The organism is Streptomyces sp. VTCC 41912 (assembly GCF_045799175.1).
Taxonomy (GTDB): Bacteria; Actinomycetota; Actinomycetes; order Streptomycetales; family Streptomycetaceae; genus Streptomyces; species Streptomyces albulus_C.
Genome location: NZ_JBJMAB010000006.1, coordinates 318775 through 337233, shown reverse-complemented (window position 1 = coordinate 337233; position 18459 = coordinate 318775). Strand labels below are relative to the sequence as shown.

15 protein-coding genes are annotated in these 18459 nt (G+C 70.6%); 4 read left to right on the top strand and 11 right to left on the bottom strand.

From position 1 onward, the window contains the following. Positions 1–254 precede the first annotated feature (254 nt). From ACJ6WD_RS12790 to thyX, 3 genes are all read right to left on the bottom strand, one after another. A complete protein-coding gene (locus tag ACJ6WD_RS12790) occupies positions 255–1940 on the bottom strand; it encodes a ribonuclease J (RefSeq protein ID WP_233661515.1) in 1686 nt (561 codons plus the stop codon). 115 nt (positions 1941–2055) lie between these two features. After that, positions 2056–2955: a 4-hydroxy-tetrahydrodipicolinate synthase gene (gene dapA, locus ACJ6WD_RS12785; RefSeq protein ID WP_233661516.1), complete on the bottom strand. Its 900-nt coding sequence runs from the start codon at positions 2953–2955 to the stop codon at positions 2056–2058. A 216-nt stretch (positions 2956–3171) separates the two neighbouring features. After that, the gene (gene thyX, locus ACJ6WD_RS12780; protein ID WP_020929614.1) at positions 3172–3918 is read right to left on the bottom strand and encodes an FAD-dependent thymidylate synthase; all 747 of its coding nucleotides are present in this window, start codon (positions 3916–3918) and stop codon (positions 3172–3174) included. 251 nt (positions 3919–4169) lie between these two features. Here thyX and ACJ6WD_RS12775 point away from each other — a divergent pair, with 251 nt between their 5' ends. Together ACJ6WD_RS12775 and ACJ6WD_RS12770 are read left to right on the top strand one after the other, a co-directional pair. Further along, entirely contained in the window at positions 4170–4409 is a 240-nt protein-coding gene (locus tag ACJ6WD_RS12775) for a hypothetical protein (protein WP_233661517.1), read from the top strand. 117 nt (positions 4410–4526) lie between these two features. Then, positions 4527–5084: a PH domain-containing protein gene (locus tag ACJ6WD_RS12770; RefSeq protein ID WP_331248180.1), complete on the top strand. Its 558-nt coding sequence runs from the start codon at positions 4527–4529 to the stop codon at positions 5082–5084. A 67-nt stretch (positions 5085–5151) separates the two neighbouring features. On the opposite strand, the gene ACJ6WD_RS12765 is transcribed toward ACJ6WD_RS12770, so the two are convergent. The 6 genes from ACJ6WD_RS12765 to eccD form a co-directional block, all read right to left on the bottom strand. Next, a complete protein-coding gene (locus ACJ6WD_RS12765) occupies positions 5152–5622 on the bottom strand; it encodes a hypothetical protein (protein WP_233661519.1) in 471 nt (156 codons plus the stop codon). A 5-nt stretch (positions 5623–5627) separates the two neighbouring features. After that, a complete protein-coding gene (gene dapB / locus ACJ6WD_RS12760) occupies positions 5628–6380 on the bottom strand; it encodes a 4-hydroxy-tetrahydrodipicolinate reductase (RefSeq protein ID WP_016571100.1) in 753 nt (250 codons plus the stop codon). A gap of 46 nt (positions 6381–6426) precedes the next feature. Next, on the bottom strand, positions 6427–7806 hold the full coding sequence (locus tag ACJ6WD_RS12755) for a pitrilysin family protein (RefSeq protein WP_233661520.1): 1380 nt from the start codon (positions 7804–7806) through the stop codon (positions 6427–6429). Further along, positions 7803–10025: a polyribonucleotide nucleotidyltransferase gene (locus ACJ6WD_RS12750; RefSeq protein ID WP_233661521.1), complete on the bottom strand. Its 2223-nt coding sequence runs from the start codon at positions 10023–10025 to the stop codon at positions 7803–7805. The genes ACJ6WD_RS12755 and ACJ6WD_RS12750 overlap by 4 nt, the downstream gene beginning before the upstream one ends. A 295-nt stretch (positions 10026–10320) precedes the next feature. Continuing rightward, positions 10321–10608, bottom strand: coding sequence for a 30S ribosomal protein S15 (gene rpsO / locus ACJ6WD_RS12745; protein WP_006602744.1), 288 nt, complete (start codon positions 10606–10608; stop codon positions 10321–10323). A gap of 156 nt (positions 10609–10764) precedes the next feature. Further along, the gene (gene eccD / locus ACJ6WD_RS12740; RefSeq protein ID WP_233661522.1) at positions 10765–12228 is read right to left on the bottom strand and encodes a type VII secretion integral membrane protein EccD; all 1464 of its coding nucleotides are present in this window, start codon (positions 12226–12228) and stop codon (positions 10765–10767) included. 254 nt (positions 12229–12482) lie between these two features. Between eccD and eccCa the strand changes: the two genes are divergently transcribed. Continuing rightward, the gene (gene eccCa / locus ACJ6WD_RS12735) at positions 12483–16442 is read left to right on the top strand and encodes a type VII secretion protein EccCa (RefSeq protein WP_376558790.1); all 3960 of its coding nucleotides are present in this window, start codon (positions 12483–12485) and stop codon (positions 16440–16442) included. A gap of 110 nt (positions 16443–16552) precedes the next feature. On the opposite strand, the gene ACJ6WD_RS12730 is transcribed toward eccCa, so the two are convergent. Together ACJ6WD_RS12730 and ACJ6WD_RS12725 are read right to left on the bottom strand one after the other, a co-directional pair. Next, positions 16553–17362: a WXG100 family type VII secretion target gene (locus ACJ6WD_RS12730; RefSeq protein ID WP_376447980.1), complete on the bottom strand. Its 810-nt coding sequence runs from the start codon at positions 17360–17362 to the stop codon at positions 16553–16555. Beyond that, positions 17359–17667: a hypothetical protein gene (locus ACJ6WD_RS12725; RefSeq protein ID WP_233661525.1), complete on the bottom strand. Its 309-nt coding sequence runs from the start codon at positions 17665–17667 to the stop codon at positions 17359–17361. The genes ACJ6WD_RS12730 and ACJ6WD_RS12725 overlap by 4 nt, the downstream gene beginning before the upstream one ends. Before the next feature lie 238 nt (positions 17668–17905). Between ACJ6WD_RS12725 and ACJ6WD_RS12720 the strand changes: the two genes are divergently transcribed. Then, positions 17906–18307, top strand: coding sequence for a hypothetical protein (locus tag ACJ6WD_RS12720; RefSeq protein WP_016578611.1), 402 nt, complete (start codon positions 17906–17908; stop codon positions 18305–18307). Positions 18308–18459: the final 152 nt, after the last annotated feature.

The following is an 18459-nucleotide window of genomic DNA, read 5'->3' as shown; positions in this document are numbered from 1 at the left end:
TCCGGCCTGCTCCTCGATGAGGCGCAACCGTCTCGAATTCGGCTCCGAATTCTTGTCGGAATGATTTGCCTTTCGGCTGTTCCGACTTTAACAGAGTGATCTGGGTCGGAATTCCGCCACCCGTGGGAGGCTGCCGCGCACGTAGCGCGCGGTGCTTCCCGTTCTGGCGGAGCCGTAAACGTACTGGAGCGGGGCGCCCGGATGCAAATCCTGGCGCCCCGCTCCTACTTGAGGACCGTCGGACGGTCCGTCCGTCAGACCTCGACGACCACGGGGAGGATCATCGGGCGGCGACGGTAGTTGTCGGACACCCACTTGCCGACCGCGCGGCGGATCAGCTGCTGGAGCTGGTGGGGTTCGGCGACGCCGTCCTGGGCCGCCTTGGACAGCGCCTCGTCGATCTTGGGGATGACGGCGTCGAACGCCGAGTCCTCGATGCCCGAGCCGCGGGCGTGGACGTTGGGTCCGCCGACGGTCTTGCCGGTGCTGCTGTCGACGACCACGAAGACCGAGATGATGCCCTCGTCGCCCAGGATGCGGCGGTCCTTGAGGTGCGTCTCGGTGACGTCGCCGACCGAGAGGCCGTCGACGTACACGTAGCCGGCCTGGACCTTGCCGGCGATCCTGGCGATGCCCTTGACCATGTCGACGACGACGCCGTCCTCGGCGATGACGATGCGGTCCTTGGGGATGCCCGTCAGTGCGCCCAGCTCGGCGTTGGCGCGCAGGTGGCGCCATTCGCCGTGGACCGGCATGAGGTTCCTCGGCTTGCAGATGTTGTAGAAGTACAGCAGCTCGCCGGCCGAGGCATGGCCCGAGACGTGGACCTTGGCGTTGCCCTTGTGGACCACGTTCGCGCCCCAACGGCTGAGGCCGTTGATCACGCGGTAGACCGCGTTCTCGTTACCGGGGATGAGCGACGAGGCCAGGATGACCGTGTCGCCCTGGACGATGCGGATCTGGTGGTCGCGGTTGGCCATCCGGGACAGGGCGGCCATCGGCTCGCCCTGGGAGCCCGTGCAGACCAGCACCACTTCGTCGTCCGGCAGGTCGTCGAGGGTCTTGACGTCGACGACCAGGCCCGCGGGGACCTTGAGGTAGCCCAGTTCACGGGCGATGCCCATGTTGCGGACCATCGAGCGGCCGACGAAGGCGACCCGGCGGCCGTACTCGTGGGCCGCGTCGAGGATCTGCTGGATGCGGTGCACGTGGCTGGCGAAGCTGGCGACGATGATCCGCTTGTCGGCGCTGGCGAAGACCTGGCGCAGCACGTTGGAGATGTCGCGCTCGGGCGGGACGAAGCCCGGGACCTCGGCGTTCGTGGAGTCGGACAGCAGGAGGTCGATGCCCTCCTCGCCGAGCTTGGCGAAGGCCGGGAGGTCGGTCAGCCGGCGGTCCAGCGGGAGCTGGTCCATCTTGAAGTCGCCGGTGTGCACGACCATGCCCGCCGGGGTGCGGATGGCGACCGCGAGGGCGTCCGGGATGGAGTGGTTGACGGCGACGAACTGGCACTCGAAGGGGCCCAGGCGCTCGCGGTCGCCCTCGGCGACCTCCAGCGTGTACGGGCGGATCCGGTGCTCTTGGAGCTTGGCCTCGATGAGGGCCAGGGTCAGCTTGGAGCCGATCAGCGGGATGTCCGGCTTCTCCCGGAGGAGGTAGGGGACTCCGCCGATGTGGTCCTCGTGGCCGTGCGTGAGCACGATGCCGTCGATGTCGTCGAGGCGATCCCTGATGGACGTGAAGTCCGGCAGGATCAGGTCGATTCCGGGCTGCTCCTCCTCCGGGAAGAGCACTCCGCAGTCGACGATCAGCAACCGGCCGCCGTACTCGAAGACCGTCATGTTGCGGCCGATCTCACCCAGGCCACCGAGGGGGGTGATGCGCAGGCCGCCCTTGGGCAGCTTCGGCGGGGCGCCGAGTTCAGGATGCGGATGACTCAAAAGACTCTCCTCACCACGCGCGCCACGCTGCCGTCGAGGCACGTGGCGCGCATGACATTCGTGCACTTGCTATGTGGCGGTTGTGTGGTCCATATGCAGTTGTGAAGTCTGTGTTCTACAGCTGTACCCCGCCGGCGGCGAGATCGCGCTTGAGCTGTTCGGTCTCCTCGGGCGAGAGGTCGACCAGGGGCAGCCGCAGCGGGCCGCTGGGCAGGCCCTGGAGGTCGAGCGCGGCCTTGGTCGTGATCACGCCCTGGGTGCGGAACATGCCGGTGAAGACGGGCAGCAGCTTCTGGTGGATCTCCGTCGCCTTGGCGACGTCACCGGTGAGGTGGGCGTCGAGGAGGGCGCGCAGCTCCGGGGTGACGACGTGGCCCACGACCGAGACGAAGCCGACCGCGCCGACCGAGAGCAGCGGGAGGTTGAGCATGTCGTCACCGCTGTACCAGGCGAGGCCGGAGCGGGCGATGGCCCAGCTGGCGCGGCCGAGGTCGCCCTTGGCGTCCTTGTTGGCCACGATCCGCGGGTGCTCGGCGAGCCGGACCATGGTCTCGGTGTTGATCGGGACGCCGCTGCGACCGGGGATGTCGTAGAGCATCACCGGGAGGTCGGTGGCATCCGCGATGGCGGTGAAGTGGCGCAGCAGGCCCTCCTGCGGGGGCTTGCTGTAGTACGGCGTCACCGCGAGCAGGCCGTGCGCGCCGGCGTCCTGCGCGGCGCGGGCCAGTTCCAGGCTGTGACGGGTGTCGTTGGTGCCGGCTCCGGCGACGACGAAGGCGCGGTCGCCGACGGCTTCGACCACGGCGCGGACCAGCTGGGCTTTCTCCGCATCGCTGGTGGTCGGGGACTCGCCGGTGGTGCCGTTGACGACAAGGCCGTCGTTGCCGGCGTCCACCAGGTGTGCGGCGAGCCGCTGCGCGCCGTCGAGGTCGAGAGCGCCATCCGCCGCGAACGGCGTGACCATGGCGGTCAGTACCCGCCCGAAGGGGGTCTGCGGTGTGGAAGTCGGAGCCATGGGTCCCACGCTACTCGTAGGGCGCCGCCGGGTGTGCCTCTGGGGAGGAGGGATGTGGACTCCGGCACTGCCTGCTCGGGGGTTCAAGCAGTGCCGGGTCCGTTCGTTCAGCGTAGATGAACTTCTCAAAGTGCCGCAATCCGGACACCTCGGACGGGTATTCCGGGGCCGGGGGTGCGGCCCGTCGGACGGGCCGCACCGTGCGCGGTCGGGGCGCTACGGGGCGATGCGGCCGTTGGCGTTGAAGGCGGCGTAGGTGAGGGGCATGAGCGTGGCCCAGTGGGCCTCCATCCGCTCGCCGACCATCTCGATCTCGCGCTGCGGGAAGGAGGGGACCTTCGCCTGCTCGTGCTGCGTGCGCAGGCCGAGGAAGTGCATCAGGGACCGGGCGTTGCAGGTGGCGTACATCGAGGAGAAGAGGCCGACCGGGAGCACCGAGCGGGCGACCTCGCGGGCCACGCCGGCGGCGAGCATCTCCTGGTAGGCGGCGTACGCCTGGCGGTAGGTGTCCTCCATGACGCGGCCGGTGAGCTCGTGCTGCGCGGAGGTGCCCTCGACGAACTCGTACTTCCCGGGGCGGCCCTGCTGGACGAGCTTGCGGGACTCGCCGGGGACGTAGAAGACCGGGTCCAGCTGGCGGTAGCGGCCGGACTCCTCGTTGTACGACCAACCGACGCGGTGCCGCATGAACTCGCGGAAGACGAAGATCGGTGCGCTGACGAAGAACGTCATGGAGTTGTGCTCGAAGGGGCTGCCGTGCCGGTCCCGCATCAGGTAGTTGATCAGGCCCTTGGAGCGCTCCGGATCCTTCTGGAGCTCCTCCAGGGACTGCTCGCCGGCCGTCGAGACCCGGGCCGCCCAGAGCACGTCGCTGTCCGCTGCGCTGTGCTTGACCAGCTCGACCGTCACCTCACTGCGAAAGCTGACGGGTGCGCTCTCGGCGCTGTCGGGGGTGTGGGACACCGGCGGTTCCTTCCGTTCGTTCCTCGTGCGCGTCCAGCCTACGGCCCGCCACTGACAGCCAGGGAAATGCCAACTGATGCCGCGTTAGCGGACAAAGCGGAAAGAGTGGAAAAAGGCACCCCCCGCCTGCGCGCCAGTGGGCGGCGGTTGATATTTTTCACAGAAGTAACGGAAAACGGGCACCAAACGGACGCCTCAGTCGTCTCTACCTGTGACAGTGCCCACTACAAGGTTCCTAGGAGAGCCCCCTCATGTTCCGCCGGCGAGAGCCCGTCCCGTTCGCCTTCGTTGCCGAGGCAGACCGGTTCCGCAGCAATGTCACTCCCCCGCCGCGCCCGCGCCGCTCGCGCGCCCAGTTCCTCGGCCAGTCCCTGATCACCCTCACCGTGGTGGGCGGCCTGACGGGCGCCCTGCTGTTCGGCCTGCCGGCCCTCCAGCAGGACACCTCCGGTTCGACCGGGGTGCACCAGTCCGAGGCTGCGCACCGCTGATTCGGCGGCGGAGCGGGCCACCGGGTGGTTCCGCTCCGCCGGTCCCGATAACCTCACCGCTCACAGCTTCCGTCGGCATGCGATTCCGTGCTGACCAGCCCCGAGTGAGGACCAGCCGTGCCCCTGCCCTTCCTGACGGCCGACCGCGCCCTCCAGGCCGACGGCCGCGCGGATCCCTTCCCCCCGCCGGACCACGACCCCGAACACTGGCGCCGTCCTTACCGTCCGGGGCCGTGGCGGGTGGGGGCGGCGGCGGTGTTGCTGCTGCTCGCCTCGTTCGTCCTGCTCTCCGCGCTGATCATCGCGCTGGCCGGGTCACCGGTCGGCGCCGCGATCTGCGCCGCGGTGGCGGTGCTGGTGATCGCGCTGGCGCTGCGCCTGGTGCGGGTGGGGGTCTGGGTGAGCGCCCGGGGCCTGCGGCAGGTGAACCTGCTGCGCACCACCACCCTGCCGTGGTCCGCGGTCGCGGCGGTCCACACGGTCCAGCAGCCGGTGCGCTGGCTCGGGCTGCCGCGGACGGTGCAGGGCCAGGCGCTGCGCATCGAGCGGGTGCAGGGCGAACCGCTGCGGACGCTGCTGAGCGACCGCAACGGGGACTTCCTGGGCCGCTCCGAGACGTTCGAGCGGGCCGCCGACGTGCTGGAGTCCTGGGCGTCGGAGTACCGCCGCCCCTGAGAACGGCGCACGCCCGGTTCCGAACGGTGCTTCCGTACGGAACCGGGCGTGCGGCGTTCGCGGGTCGTCAGCCGGTGCGGGCCGGCTCGCCGGGGACCGGCCTGCCGTCGTGCAGGGCGATGGCGCGCTGCATGGCCTTGCGGGCGCGCGGGGTGTCCCGGGCGTCGCGGTAGGCGACGGCGAGTCGGAACCAGGTGCGCCAGTCGCCGGGCGCGTCCTCGGTCTCCTCCTGCCGCCGGGCGAAGACGGCGTCGGCCGCCTCCCGGTCGATCCGGCCGCCGGGGGTGCGCGCGAGGTCGTCGACCGGCAGACCGTCCTCCGCCGCCAGCTCGCCGGCCAGCCGGTTCGCGTCGCGGGCGAAGCGGGTGTTGGCCCACAGGAACCAGCCGCCCAGGAACGGCAGGACGAAGGCCACCGCGCCCATGCCCATCGCCGCCGGTTCCCCGGTCAGCAGGAGCAGTACGCCCTCCATCGCCACCACGCCGAAGACCAGCACCAGCACGGTGGCGAGGAAGAAGTACGTGATCTTTCCGCCCATGGTCGTCAGTCCAGATCGAGGAAGTTCTCCAGGCCCACCGTCAGGCCCGGGGCGGACACCACGCGCCGCACGCCGAGCAGGATGCCCGGCATGAAGCTGCTGTGGTGCAGCGAGTCGTGGCGGATGGTGAGGGTCTCGCCCACCCCGCCGAGCAGCACCTCCTGGTGGGCCAGCAGGCCGCGCAGCCGCACCGAGTGCACCGGGACGCCGTCCACGTCCGCGCCGCGGGCGCCGTCCAGTGCGGTCGTGGTGGCGTCCGGCTGCGGCGGGCAGCCGGCCTGTGCGCGGGCCTCGGCGATCAGCCGGGCGGTGCGGGCGGCGGTTCCGGACGGGGCGTCCGCCTTGTTGGGGTGGTGCAGCTCGACGATCTCGGCGGACTCGAAGAAACGGGCCGCCTGCTGCGCGAACCGCATGGTCAGCACCGCACCGATGGAGAAGTTCGGGGCGATCAGCACGCCGGCGCCGGGGGCGGCGTCGAGCCAGCTGCGCAACTGCGTGAGGCGTTCGTCGGTCCAGCCGGTCGTGCCGACCACACCGTGGATGCCGTGCCGCAGGCAGAAGTCGAGGTTGTCCATCACCGCGTCGGGGGTGGTGAGTTCCACCGCGACCTGGGCGCCGGCCTCGACCAGCGTCGACAGCTCGTCGCCGCGGCCGAGGGCCGCGACCAGCTCCATGTCGTCGGCGGCCTCGACGGCCCGGACGGCCTCGGAGCCGATGCGCCCCTTGGCTCCCAGGACGGCCACGCGCAGCTTGCTCATCGTTTTCCGCTCTCTCTCGTGGTGGGACGCCCGCTGATGCCGTCGCCTAGGCGACGGCGTCCTCCAGGCGGGCCGCCTGCCGGTCCTTCAGGGGGCCGATGACGGACAGCGAGGGGCGTGCGCCCAGGACATCACGGGCCACCGCGCGGACCTCGTCCGGGGTCACTGCCGATATCCGGGCGAGCACCTCGTCGACCGACATGTGCTCGCCCCAGCACAGTTCGCTCTTGCCGAGGCGGTGCATCAGCGCGCCGGTGTCCTCCAGGCCGAGGACCGTGGAGCCGCGCAACTGGCCGATCGCGCGCCGGATCTCGTCGTCGGTGAGGCCCTCGGCCGCCACCGTGTCGAGCTCGTCGCGGCAGATCTTGAGGACGTCGTGCACCTGGTTGGGCCGGCAGCCGGCGTAGACGCCGAAGAGTCCGCAGTCGGCGAAGCCCGAGGTGAAGGAGTACACGCTGTAGGCCAGGCCGCGCTTCTCGCGGACCTCCTGGAACAGCCGCGAGCTCATCCCGCCGCCCAGGGCGGTGTTGAGCACGCCCATCGCCCAACGCCGGTCGTCGTTGCGGGACATGCCGGGCATGCCGAGGACGACGTGGGCCTGCTCGGTCTTGCGGCCGAGGAGTTCGACCTGTCCGGCGGTGCGGATGGCGCGGTGGCCGGCGCGCGGCGCGATCGGTGCGGCGTCCGTGCGGCCCAGCGCACCGGCCTGCTCGAAGGCGCGGCGCACCTGCCGGACGACCTTGGCGTGGTCGACGTTGCCCGCGGCCGTGACGACCAGGTGGGTGGGGTCGTAGTGCTTCTTGTAGAAGCGGCGGATGCGGTCGGCGGAGAGCGCGTTGACGGTGTCGACGGTGCCCAGGACGGGGCGGCCCAACGGGGTGTCGCCGAGCATGGTGTGCGCGAACAGGTCGTGCACGCAGTCGCCCGGGTCGTCCTCGGTCATCGCGATCTCTTCGAGGATCACCCCGCGCTCGGCGTCGACGTCCTCGCCGTCGATCAGCGAGCCCGTGAGCATGTCGCACACCACGTCGATGGCGAGCGGCAGGTCGGTGTCGAGCACCCGCGCGTAGTAGCAGGTGTACTCCTTGGCCGTGAAGGCGTTCATCTCGCCGCCGACGGCGTCGACGGCCGCGGAGATGTCCAGCGCGGAGCGCCGCTGGGTGCCCTTGAAGAGCAGGTGTTCGAGGTAGTGGGTGGCGCCGTTCAGGGACGGGGTCTCGTCGCGGGAGCCGACGTGCGCCCAGATCCCGAAGGTGACGGAGCGGACGGTGGGCAGCGTCTCGGTGACCACGCGCAGTCCGCCGGGGAGCGTGGTGCGGCGCACCGTGCCGGCGCCCGCGGCGCCCTTCAGAAGCGTTTGGGTACGGGCGACGGCCCGCCCCTCCGAGGAGGTGCGGGCCGTCGTCGCGTGCGTGCGGGACGTCACTTGGCGGCGTCGTCCTTCGTGTCGTCCTCGGCGGCGTCCTCGTCCTCGATCACGGGGATCAGGGAGAGCTTGCCGCGCTGGTCGATCTCGGCGATCTCGACCTGGACCTTGGCGCCCACGCCGAGCACGTCCTCGACGTTCTCGACGCGCTTGCCGCCGGCCAGCTTGCGGATCTGCGAGATGTGCAGCAGGCCGTCCTTGCCCGGGAGCAGGGACACGAACGCACCGAAGGTGGTCGTCTTGACGACCGTGCCCAGGTAGCGCTCGCCGACCTCCGGCATGGTCGGGTTGGCGATGCCGTTGATCGTGGCGCGGGCGGCCTCGGCGGCCGGGCCGTCGGCGGCACCGATGTAGATGGTGCCGTCGTCCTCGATCGTGATGTCGGCGCCGGTGTCCTCCTGGATCTGGTTGATCATCTTGCCCTTGGGGCCGATGACCTCACCGATCTTGTCCACCGGGATCTTGACGGTGATGATCCGCGGCGCGTTCGGGGACATCTCGTCCGGGACGTCGATGGCCTCGTTCATCACGTCGAGGATGTGCAGGCGCGCGTCACGGGCCTGCTTCAGCGCGGCGGCCAGGACCGAGGCGGGGATGCCGTCGAGCTTGGTGTCGAGCTGGAGCGCGGTGACGAACTGCTTGGTGCCGGCGACCTTGAAGTCCATGTCGCCGAAGGCGTCCTCCGCACCGAGGATGTCGGTGAGGGCGACGTAGTGGGTCTGGCCGTCGATCTCCTGGGAGATCAGGCCCATGGCGATGCCGGCGACCGGGGCCTTGAGCGGCACACCGGCGTTGAGCAGCGACATCGTGGAGGCGCAGACCGAGCCCATGGACGTCGAGCCGTTGGAGCCCAGCGCCTCGGAGACCTGGCGGATCGCGTAGGGGAACTCCTCGCGCGTCGGCAGCACCGGCGCGATGGCGCGCTCGGCGAGCGCACCGTGGCCGATCTCGCGGCGCTTGGGGGAGCCCACGCGGCCGGTCTCACCGACGGAGTACGGCGGGAAGTTGTAGTTGTGCATGTAGCGCTTGCGGGTCACCGGGGAGAGGGTGTCCAGCTGCTGCTCCATGCGGAGCATGTTGAGGGTGGTGACGCCCAGGATCTGGGTCTCGCCACGCTCGAACAGCGCGGAACCGTGCACCCGCGGGATCGCCTCGACCTCGGCGGCGAGCGTGCGGATGTCCGTCACGCCGCGGCCGTCGATGCGCTTCTTCTCCTTGATGACGCGCTCGCGGACCAGGGTCTTGGTCAGCGAGCGGTACGCGGCGGAGATCTCCTTCTCGCGGCCCTCGAACTCGGGGAGCAGCTTGTCGGCGGCCAGACCCTTGACGCGGTCCAGCTCGGCCTCGCGCTCCTGCTTGCCGGCGATGGTGAGCGCCCGGGCGAGCTCGTCCTTGACGGCCTTGGTCAGCGCCTCCAGGACGTCGTCCTGGTAGTCGAGGAAGACCGGGAACTCGCCGGTCGGCTTGGCGGCCTTCGCGGCGAGGTCCGCCTGGGCCTTGCACAGGACCTTGATGAAGGGCTTGGCGGCCTCCAGGCCGGCGGCCACGACCTCTTCGGTCGGGGCCTCGGCGCCGCCCTTGACCAGCTCGATGGTCTTCTCGGTGGCCTCGGCCTCGACCATCATGATGGCGACGTCGCCGTCGGGCAGCACCCGGCCGGCCACGACCATGTCGAAGACGGCGTTCTCAAGCTCGGAGTGGGTCGGGAAGGCGACCCACTGGCCGTTGATCAGGGCGACGCGGGTGCCGCCGATCGGGCCGGAGAAGGGCAGGCCGGCCAGCTGCGTGGAGCAGGAGGCGGCGTTGATCGCGACCACGTCGTAGAGGTGGTCGGGGTTGAGCGCCATGACCGTCTCGACGATCTGGATCTCGTTGCGCAGGCCCTTCTTGAAGGAGGGGCGCAGCGGCCGGTCGATGAGGCGGCAGGTGAGGATCGCGTCCTCGCTGGGGCGGCCCTCGCGGCGGAAGAAGGAGCCGGGGATCTTCCCGGCCGCGTACATCCGCTCCTCGACGTCGACGGTCAGCGGGAAGAAGTCCAGCTGGTCCTTCGGGTTCTTGGAAGCGGTGGTGGCCGACAGCACCATGGTGTCGTCGTCCAGGTACGCCACGGCGGAGCCGGCGGCCTGCTTGGCCAGGCGGCCCGTCTCGAAGCGAATGGTGCGGGTGCCGAAGGAACCGTTGTCGATCACGGCCTCGGCGTAGTGGGTCTCGTTCTCCACCAGGGATATCTCCTCGTCTGCGTCCGCTGCCCGTGTGGCAGGGGACCGTCTTCGGTGGAGCGCCGGTGCGGGCCGGTCTTCGATCGAAGCACCCGGAGTCCTGCCGCATGGGGTGTCCCATGGGCCGTCCGGGGGCCACTACCGAGGACCGGCGGCCAGAGAGCGCTCCACCGCGTTCGCTTTTGCGATATGCCACCAGACTACAAAGCTTCCGCCCACCATGCGGTGGTACGGGCGTCCGGTGCGTACGGCAAAGGGAGCGGCCCCCGGTGGGAACCGCTCCCTTTACGGCGTCTTACTTGGCGCCCGCCGCGCCGCGGCGGATGCCCAGGCGCTCGACCAGCGCGCGGAAGCGCGTGATGTCCTTCTTCGCCAGGTACTGCAGCAGGCGGCGGCGCTGGCCGACCAGCAGCAGCAGACCACGGCGGGAGTGGTGGTCGTGCTTGTGCGTCTTGAGGTGCTCGGTCAGGTCCGAGATGCGGCGCGACAGCATCGCGACCTGGACCTCGGGGGAGCCGGTGTCACCCTCCTTGGTGGCGAACTCGGCCATGATCTGCTTCTTCGTAGCGGCGTCGAGCGACACGCGTAACTCCTTGGGGTTTCGGTCCGCGAGCGCCCCTGGATTTTCAGCACAGGGAATCTTGGATGACTCGAGTGGACCGTCGGACAGCGTACCAGCAGCAGGGCGGCCCCCCGACCGGGTGGTCGGGGGGCCGTCGCGCGTGCGGAAGGCACCGGGCTAGCTGCTGGTCAGGCCGCGCACGGTGTTGTACACGTCGAGCACCGCCAGGCACAGCGGCACCAGGGACAGCAGGACCAGGCCGTCGAAGACGTCGAAGATCCGGCCCCAGAAGGGGGTGACGCCCTTCTTCGGGACGACCAGGCCGACGCCGACGAGGAGCGCCGCGCCCACCGCGATGCTGGCGGAGAACCACACGGTGCGGACGTTCAGCGGGCCGGCGTCCTGGAAGCGCTCCAGGGTGACGAAGATGTCGACCGGCGGGTGCAGCGCGATGCCCAGGATGAGCAGCACGATGGTGAAGATGCCGGCGATGGTCAGGCAGGCGACCTGGGCGGTGTAGTCGAAGAGCCGGGCGCGCAGCATGATCGTGATGCCGGCGGCCAGGGCCAGGACCTGGGCCCAGACGTTGTCGGAGAAGCCGAGGACGACGCCGGCGGAGCCGACGACCAGGGCGGAGCAGCCGGCGACCAGACCGAGCAGGAGCTCGTGGCCGCGCTTGGCCTGGTTGCCGATCTTCACGAAGTCGACCGACTCGGTCTCGGAGCCGGATTCCAGGGCGCCCTTGGCGATCTGGTCGGGCGAGCGGTAGCCGATCGGCAGCCGGGCGAACCGTGCGGAGAGGCTCGGCAGCCAGGCGACCAGGGCGATGGAGACGACGGCGGTGACCGCGGCGACCTCGCGCGGGGCGGCGTCGGTGAGGATCGCCGCGAAGACCGCGAGGGTGCCGATGGCGGAGAGGAAGGCGGCCGCGACGAAGGGCGCGTCACCGCGGGGCAGCATGACCACCAGGAGCACCGAGGCGATCAGGACGGTCACGCAGCCGACGAGCAGGTGCAGTCGACCCGGGCCGTGGCCGGCGTCGACGGGGAAGATGCCGGAGCCGGCGATGAGCAGGTGCGGCAGCGACGCCAGCCCCAGGGCGATCGAGGAGGCGTGGTCGTCGTAGACGCGGGCGCGGACGCCGGACAGCGCCACCAGGACGACGCCGACCACGCCGGCGATGATGCCGGGGAGCCGGTGCATGTCGCGGTTGACCGGGTTGGAGAACCACAGGGCGAACGCCATCATCACCAGGAGCAGCACGCCGGCGCTGAGGCCGACGACGCGCATCAGGTCGTCGCTCCAGCGGCTGCGGTTCTGCTTGACCGCCGAGGCGATGGCGTCCGAGACGTCGTCGAACACCGGCAGCGGCAGGGACTCGGCGAACGGCTTCAACAGGAGCAGGTCGCCGTCGAGGATCTGCTGCTGGGCCAGCGACTGACCGGCGTCGAGCACCGTGCCGTCGCGACGTACGAGGTGGTAGCCGGTCGGGGCGCCCTCGGCCTGGGACTGCCCGGAGAGCCGCAGGATCTCCGGATAGATATCGACGAGGGCAACGTCCTCCGGCAGTGCCACGTCGATCCGTGCGTCCGGCGCGGCGACCGTCACCCGGCAAAAGCCGGTGCCAGTGCTCGTGCTCACCTGGCGGTTCCCCCTATCCGTTGGGCGTTTTGTCGCGTCGCGCGCCCTATATATAGGGCCGCCCGTACGGGGCTGTGGCGCGCTCGCGGGGCGTCAGCGTACCGTCCGATCGGGGCCCTGCCCCACCCACCCCTTGACTTGACGCCTAACAGTAGGATCAACGCCTGCGTCGGGCCAAGGACTTGGCTCGGGGGACCGTCGAATCCAACGGGGGCGGTCCGAGACTGCGAGATGCATGAAGGACTGATGCCTCGGTGAGCGTTGTCATCGTCAAGCGCCCGCCTCGCGCGCTACCACCTGAAGTTCCCTCGGAGGAGGTGGTACTTGAGCCGCCTCCGGAGCTTCCCCGCGAGGGAGAGCCGGAAAACTTGCTGATGACCTTCATGCCCATGATGGGCATGGCGTCCTCGGCGGGCTTCCTGTTCATGGGGAACCAGCCGTTCATGAAGATCATGGGCGGCTTCATGGTGGCCTCCACACTGGCGATGGCGATCATGCAGATCGTCAAGGCCCGCCAGGGGCCTTCGGGGCAGATGGTCCAGGAGCGCCAGGACTACCTCAAGTACCTTGCGCAGAAGCGGAAAGAGGTGCGGCGCACCGCGCGCCGGCAGCGGGACGCGCAGCTGTTCACCCATCCCGACCCGAGCCAACTGTGGTCCGTCGTGGCCGAGGGCAAGCGGGTGTGGGAACGCCGGGCGAACGACCCGGACTTCGCGCAAGTGCGCCTGGGGTTGGGGCCGCAGCAGCTGGCCACCCCGCTGCGGGCGCCGGAGACCGCTCCGGTCGACGAGCTGGAGCCGCTGACCGCGCACGCGATGAAGGAGTTCCTCGACAACCACGGCCACCTGGAGAACCTCCCGCTGGCGGTGTCGCTGCGCGCCTTCTACCACCTGACGGTCTCCGGTGACCCGGACACCGTCTACGGCGCCTCGCGCGCCCTCGTCGCCCAGCTGTGCACGCTGCACTCGCCCGAGGACCTGGTGGTGGCCGTCGTCGCCGCGCCGGGTGCGCAGGCCGAGTGGGAGTGGACCAAGTGGCTGCCGCAGGTCCAGGACACGTCCACCGACGGCGCCGGCACCCGCCGGCTGGTCGTCGGCGACCTCGGCGAGGTCGAGGAGCTGCTCGCCGACGAGTTGGACGGCCGCCCGCGGTTCAACCCGCAGGGCCAGCCGGTCACCGACAGCCCGCACGTCGTCGTGGTGCTGGACGGCGGCGACGTCCCGATGGACTCGGTGATCGCGGGGGCCGAGGGCCTCCAGGGCGTCACCATCCTGGAGATCGTGCCGGGCGACCTGGACGAGATCCGCGGCGGGTTGGCCGTCCAGGTGTCGCCGGGCAAGCTGGTGCTGGAGTCGGCGAGCGGCGCCGTCTACCACGGCGCGTGCGACACCCTGTCGATCCCCGAGGCGGAGGCGCTGGCCCGCCAGCTGGCCCCGCTGCGCGCCGGTTCGGGCGCGGACGGCGAGGAACCGCTGCTGTCCGCTCTGGACTTCACCGACCTGCTCAACATCGGTGACGCCGGCTCGCTGGACGTCGCGCGCACCTGGCGGCCCCGGACGCTGTCCGAGCGGCTGCGGGTGCCGATCGGCGTCGACCGCGACGGCCAGCCGGTCATGCTGGACATCAAGGAAGCCTCGCAGCAGGGCATGGGTCCGCACGGCCTGTGCGTCGGTGCGACCGGTTCCGGCAAGTCCGAGGTGCTGCGCACCCTGGTGCTCGCGCTCGCGGTGACGCACTCCTCGGAGACCCTCAACTTCATCCTCGCCGACTTCAAGGGCGGCGCCACCTTCACCGGCATGTCGGAGATGCCGCACGTCGCGGCGGTCATCACCAACCTCGGTGAGGACGTCACCCTGATCGACCGCATGCGCGACTCGATCACCGGTGAGCTCCAGCGCCGTCAGGAGCTGCTGCGTTCGGCGGGCAACTACGCCAACATCACCGACTACGAGAAGGCACGTGCCGCCGGCGCCCCGCTGGATCCGCTGCCGTCGCTGGTGATGATCATCGACGAGTTCTCCGAGCTGCTCGCCGCCAAGCCCGACTTCATCGAGATGTTCATCCAGATCGGCCGTATCGGCCGGTCGATGGGCGTGCACATGCTGCTCGCCTCGCAGCGTCTGGAAGAGGGCAAGCTGCGCGGCCTGGACACCTTCCTGTCCTACCGGCTGGGTCTGCGGACCTTCTCCGCCGCCGAGTCGCGGACCGCGATCGGCGTGCCGGACGCCTACCACCTGCCGAACGTCCCGGGCTCCGGCATCCTGAAGTACGACACCGAGACGATGGTCCAGTTCAAGGCCGCGTACGTCTCGGGCACCTACCGCGGTCCGGGCGGCGGCGGTCGCAGCACCGGCGGTGGCCGGTCGATGCGGATGCCGGTGCCGTTCACGGCGGCCCCGGTCATCGAGCAGATCATCGAGGAGCCGGTCGCCGTCGAGGCGGCCGAGCCGGAGATCGACGACGCGCTCGCCGACACCGTCCTGGACGTCATGGTCCAGCGGATGCAGGGCCAGGGCCCGCCGGCCCACCAGGTGTGGCTGCCGCCGCTGGAGGAGCCGCCCACGGTCAACCAGCTGCTGCCGGCCCTCGCGGTCACCCCCGAACGGGGCGTGCACGCGCCGGAGTACACCGCGCTGGGCAAGCTCGTGGTGCCGGTCGCGCTGGTGGACAAGCCGTTCGAGCAGCGGCGTGACGTGATGTACCTGGACTTCTCCGCCGGTGCCGGTCACGGCCTGGTCGTGGGTGGTCCGCAGTCCGGCAAGTCGACGCTGATCCGGTCCGCGATCGCCTCGTTCGCGCTCACCCACACCCCGGCCGAAGTGCAGTTCTACTGCCTCGACTTCGGCGGCGGCGGCATGCTCAGCCTGGAGGGGCTGCCGCACGTCGGCGGCGTCGCCTCGCGTCTGGACGCCGAGAAGGTGCGCCGTACGGTCTCCGAGGTCGTCGGCATCCTCAACGAGCGCGAGGAGTTCTTCCGCGCGAACAACATCGACTCGATCGGGACCTACCGCCAGCGACGGGCCGCGGGGGCCTTCCCCGACCAGAAGTGGGGCGACGTCTTCCTGGTCATCGACGGCTGGGGCACGTTCAAGACCGACTACGAGCAGATGGACCCGGTGGTCCTGGACATCGCCGGCCGCGGCCTCGGCTTCGGCATCCACCTCATCATCGCCGGCTCGCGCTACACCGAGGTGCGGCCCGCGCTGCGCGACCAGCTCCTCAACCGCGTGGAGCTGCGCCTGGGCGACCCGATGGAGTCGGAGTTCGACCGCAAGCGCGCGGAGAACGTCCCGATGGGCAAGCCCGGCCGCGGTCTGTCCCCCGACAAGCTCGACTTCCTGGCGGCGCTGCCGCGCCTGGACGGGATGAGCGACCCCGAGACGCTCAGCGACGGCGTCGCGAACCTCGTGCAGACGGTCAACGAGCACTGGCAGGGCGAGCCGGCCCCCAAGGTCCGGATGCTGCCGACGCTGCTGCACGCCAGCGAGCTGCCCCGGGGCGGCGACTACCCGGACCACGGCATCGCGATCGGCGTCGACGAGACCACGCTGTCCCCGGCGTTCATCGACTTCGAGACCGACCCGCTGCTGGTCATCTACGGCGAGAGCGAGTCCGGCAAGTCGTCGCTGCTGCGCCTGCTGTGCAAGCAGCTCGCGGAGCGGTACCCGGCGGACAAGGCGCTGATGGTGGTCTCCGACTACCGGCGCGCGCTGCTCGGCGAGGTCCCCGATTCGCACGTGTACAAGTACTGTGCGGCGGGCCCGCAGCTCCAGGAGGTCATCAGCGGACTGGCCGGTTCGCTGGGCCGGCGCATGCCGGGTCCGGACGTCACGCCGGAGCAGCTGCGCAACCGCAGCTGGTACGACCTGCCGGACGCGTTCGTGATCGTCGACGACTACGACCTGGTGGCGACCAGCAGCGGCAACCCGCTCCAGCCGTTGCTGGAGTACCTGCCGTTCGCCCGTGACCTGGGTCTGCGCCTGATCCTGGCGCGCAGTTCCTCGGGTGCCGGCCGGTCCTCGTTCGAGCCGGTCATGCAGCGCGCCAAGGAGCTCGGTGCGCAGGGTCTGATCCTGTCGGCCGACCCGGCCGAGGGCCCGCTGATGGGCAACACGAAGGGTCAGCAGCTGACGCCCGGACGGGGCATGTTCATCACGCGCAAGCGTGGGGCGCAGCTGGTCCAGACGGGCTTGCTGCCGCTGAAGAGCCAGTAGCGGCCGACCCGCGACGACGGCGGTGGGGCGTCCCTCTGAGGAGGGGCGCCCCACCGCCGTTTTCCGTTGTCCCGTCCCCGGCCGCCGCGTGCTGGCCGGGGACGGTGCGGTCAGCCGAAGGCGCCGTGCTGGGTGACGTCCGGACCGGGCGGGGCGGACGCGCCCTCGGCCGGGCCGGCGTCGGACCCGGCGGCGGGAGTGGTGCCGGCCGCCGCCTTCTCCGCGACCTTCTCCGCGGACGTGTCCGCGGCCTTGTCCGCCGGCTTCTCGGCGTCCTTGCCGGCCGCCGCCTTCTGCTCGGCGGCCTTCTGCCGGGCGGCGTCCTTGGCCTCCTGCTCGTCCGCCGCGCGCTGGGCCTCGGCCGGGTTCGTCCGGACGCCCTTGGCGACGCCCTCACCGCCGCGGGTGGCGGCCGCGCCGTCCCGGGGCGTGTCGAACGGGTCGGGCCCGTGGGCGGCCGTGGAGGAGTCCCACTGGTGCCGCAGCTGCGGGGCCTGGCTCTGGCCGCCCCCGCCCCGGCCCTGCTTGCCGAACGCGCCGCCGAGGCCGTTGGCGAGCTGGCCCAGCGCCATGAAGCCGTAGGCCATGTCCCGGCCGGACGACTGGGTGGCGTTCTGCGCGCCGCCCGCGGGGGCGGCGGCGTGGTCCCCGCCGGCGCTGCCGGTGGAGTGCGCGGCGGCGGCCTCGTCCAGGTCGGCGGCGGCCAGTTCGAAGGCCGGCAGGGAGTCGTCGACGGACCGCTTCAGCTGGTGCCACTCGCCGGCGAACGCCTCCCCCGCCGGGCCGTGCCAGTCGGCCGCGGCGGCGGTGCCGACGTGCCGGTCCAGGTCGCGGACGAGTCCGTCGAGGTGCTTGCCCATGTCGCGCCAACCGGCGGCCGCCTCGTGCAGCGCGTGGGGATTGCGTCGTGGCTCGGTCACGTGGTGCTCCGCATGATCTCGACGAGCTCGTCCTCGGCGGCCTGGGTGTTGGCGACCGTCTCCTTGATGCCGCCGCCGACCGCGGCGAGCCGCTGCTGGAGCTGGGCCAGGGCGCGCTCGGCCTCCTCGAACAGTTCGCGGTAGGGCCGGGCCTCCTCGTCGCTGCCGAAACCGTCCCTGAGCGCCTCGGCGTCCGCGCGCCGTCTGAATGCGCTCAGTTGCCGGCTCAGTTCTTCCGCACGATTCTCGAAGGTCGTACCGAGCTTGTGCAACGCCTCGGTACTGAGCCGGACTTCATCGGACATCATTTCTCCCCGAATTGAATGACAGCGACCTGCTGAACATCGCTCCAGGTCTAGCACACCGGCAATAGCCCGGAAGCCCCTCGCGGAGTGGCTTCTGTGTGCAGCGCGTAAGGGACGCGGAGCAATATGCGGCAATACCGACAACCCCGCCTTGACGACCCGTTCACTTCCGTCATTACACTCAGGACGCCGGTGCAGCACGCGCGGTTGCTGTGCCACCACGTACGAGGGGGCAGACATGAACGAAGAGCGGCAGATCCAGGACGAGGACCTGATGGACGTCGCCCAGGATCCTGAGCAGGCGCACCGTCTGCGGAAGGCGCTGAAGGTGCTCGCGGACAACCCGAATGTGGGTGGCAAGCTCCAGGAGATGGCCAAGGAAGTGCTCTCCGGCCGGATGGGCATGAAGGAGGCCATCGAGACGCCCGGTTACATGGACGCGCTGGGCGACCGGCTGACCAAGATCCGGCAGGCCGCCGAGGACCAGACCATGGCCGAGCGCGAGGAGTCCCGCGCGAAGTTCGCCGAGTGGCAGAAGAAGCAGGAAGAGGAGGACGACCGCGAGCGCGCCGAACGCGACGGCCCGAGCCTCAACCTCGTCACCGGCCCGCGCCGCGGCAGCGGCCGCGGCCACCGCTGACCCTCCGCCGCGACGCGGCGAGCCCACCGGCCCGGGCCCGGCCCCTGCCCGCACGGCAAGCGCGCAGCGGGTGGCCGGGACCGGAGGTCCCGCAGCAGGAAGACGATCCGCCCTCCTGGGCCGGTGCGCCGGCCCGGGAGGGCGGATCGTCG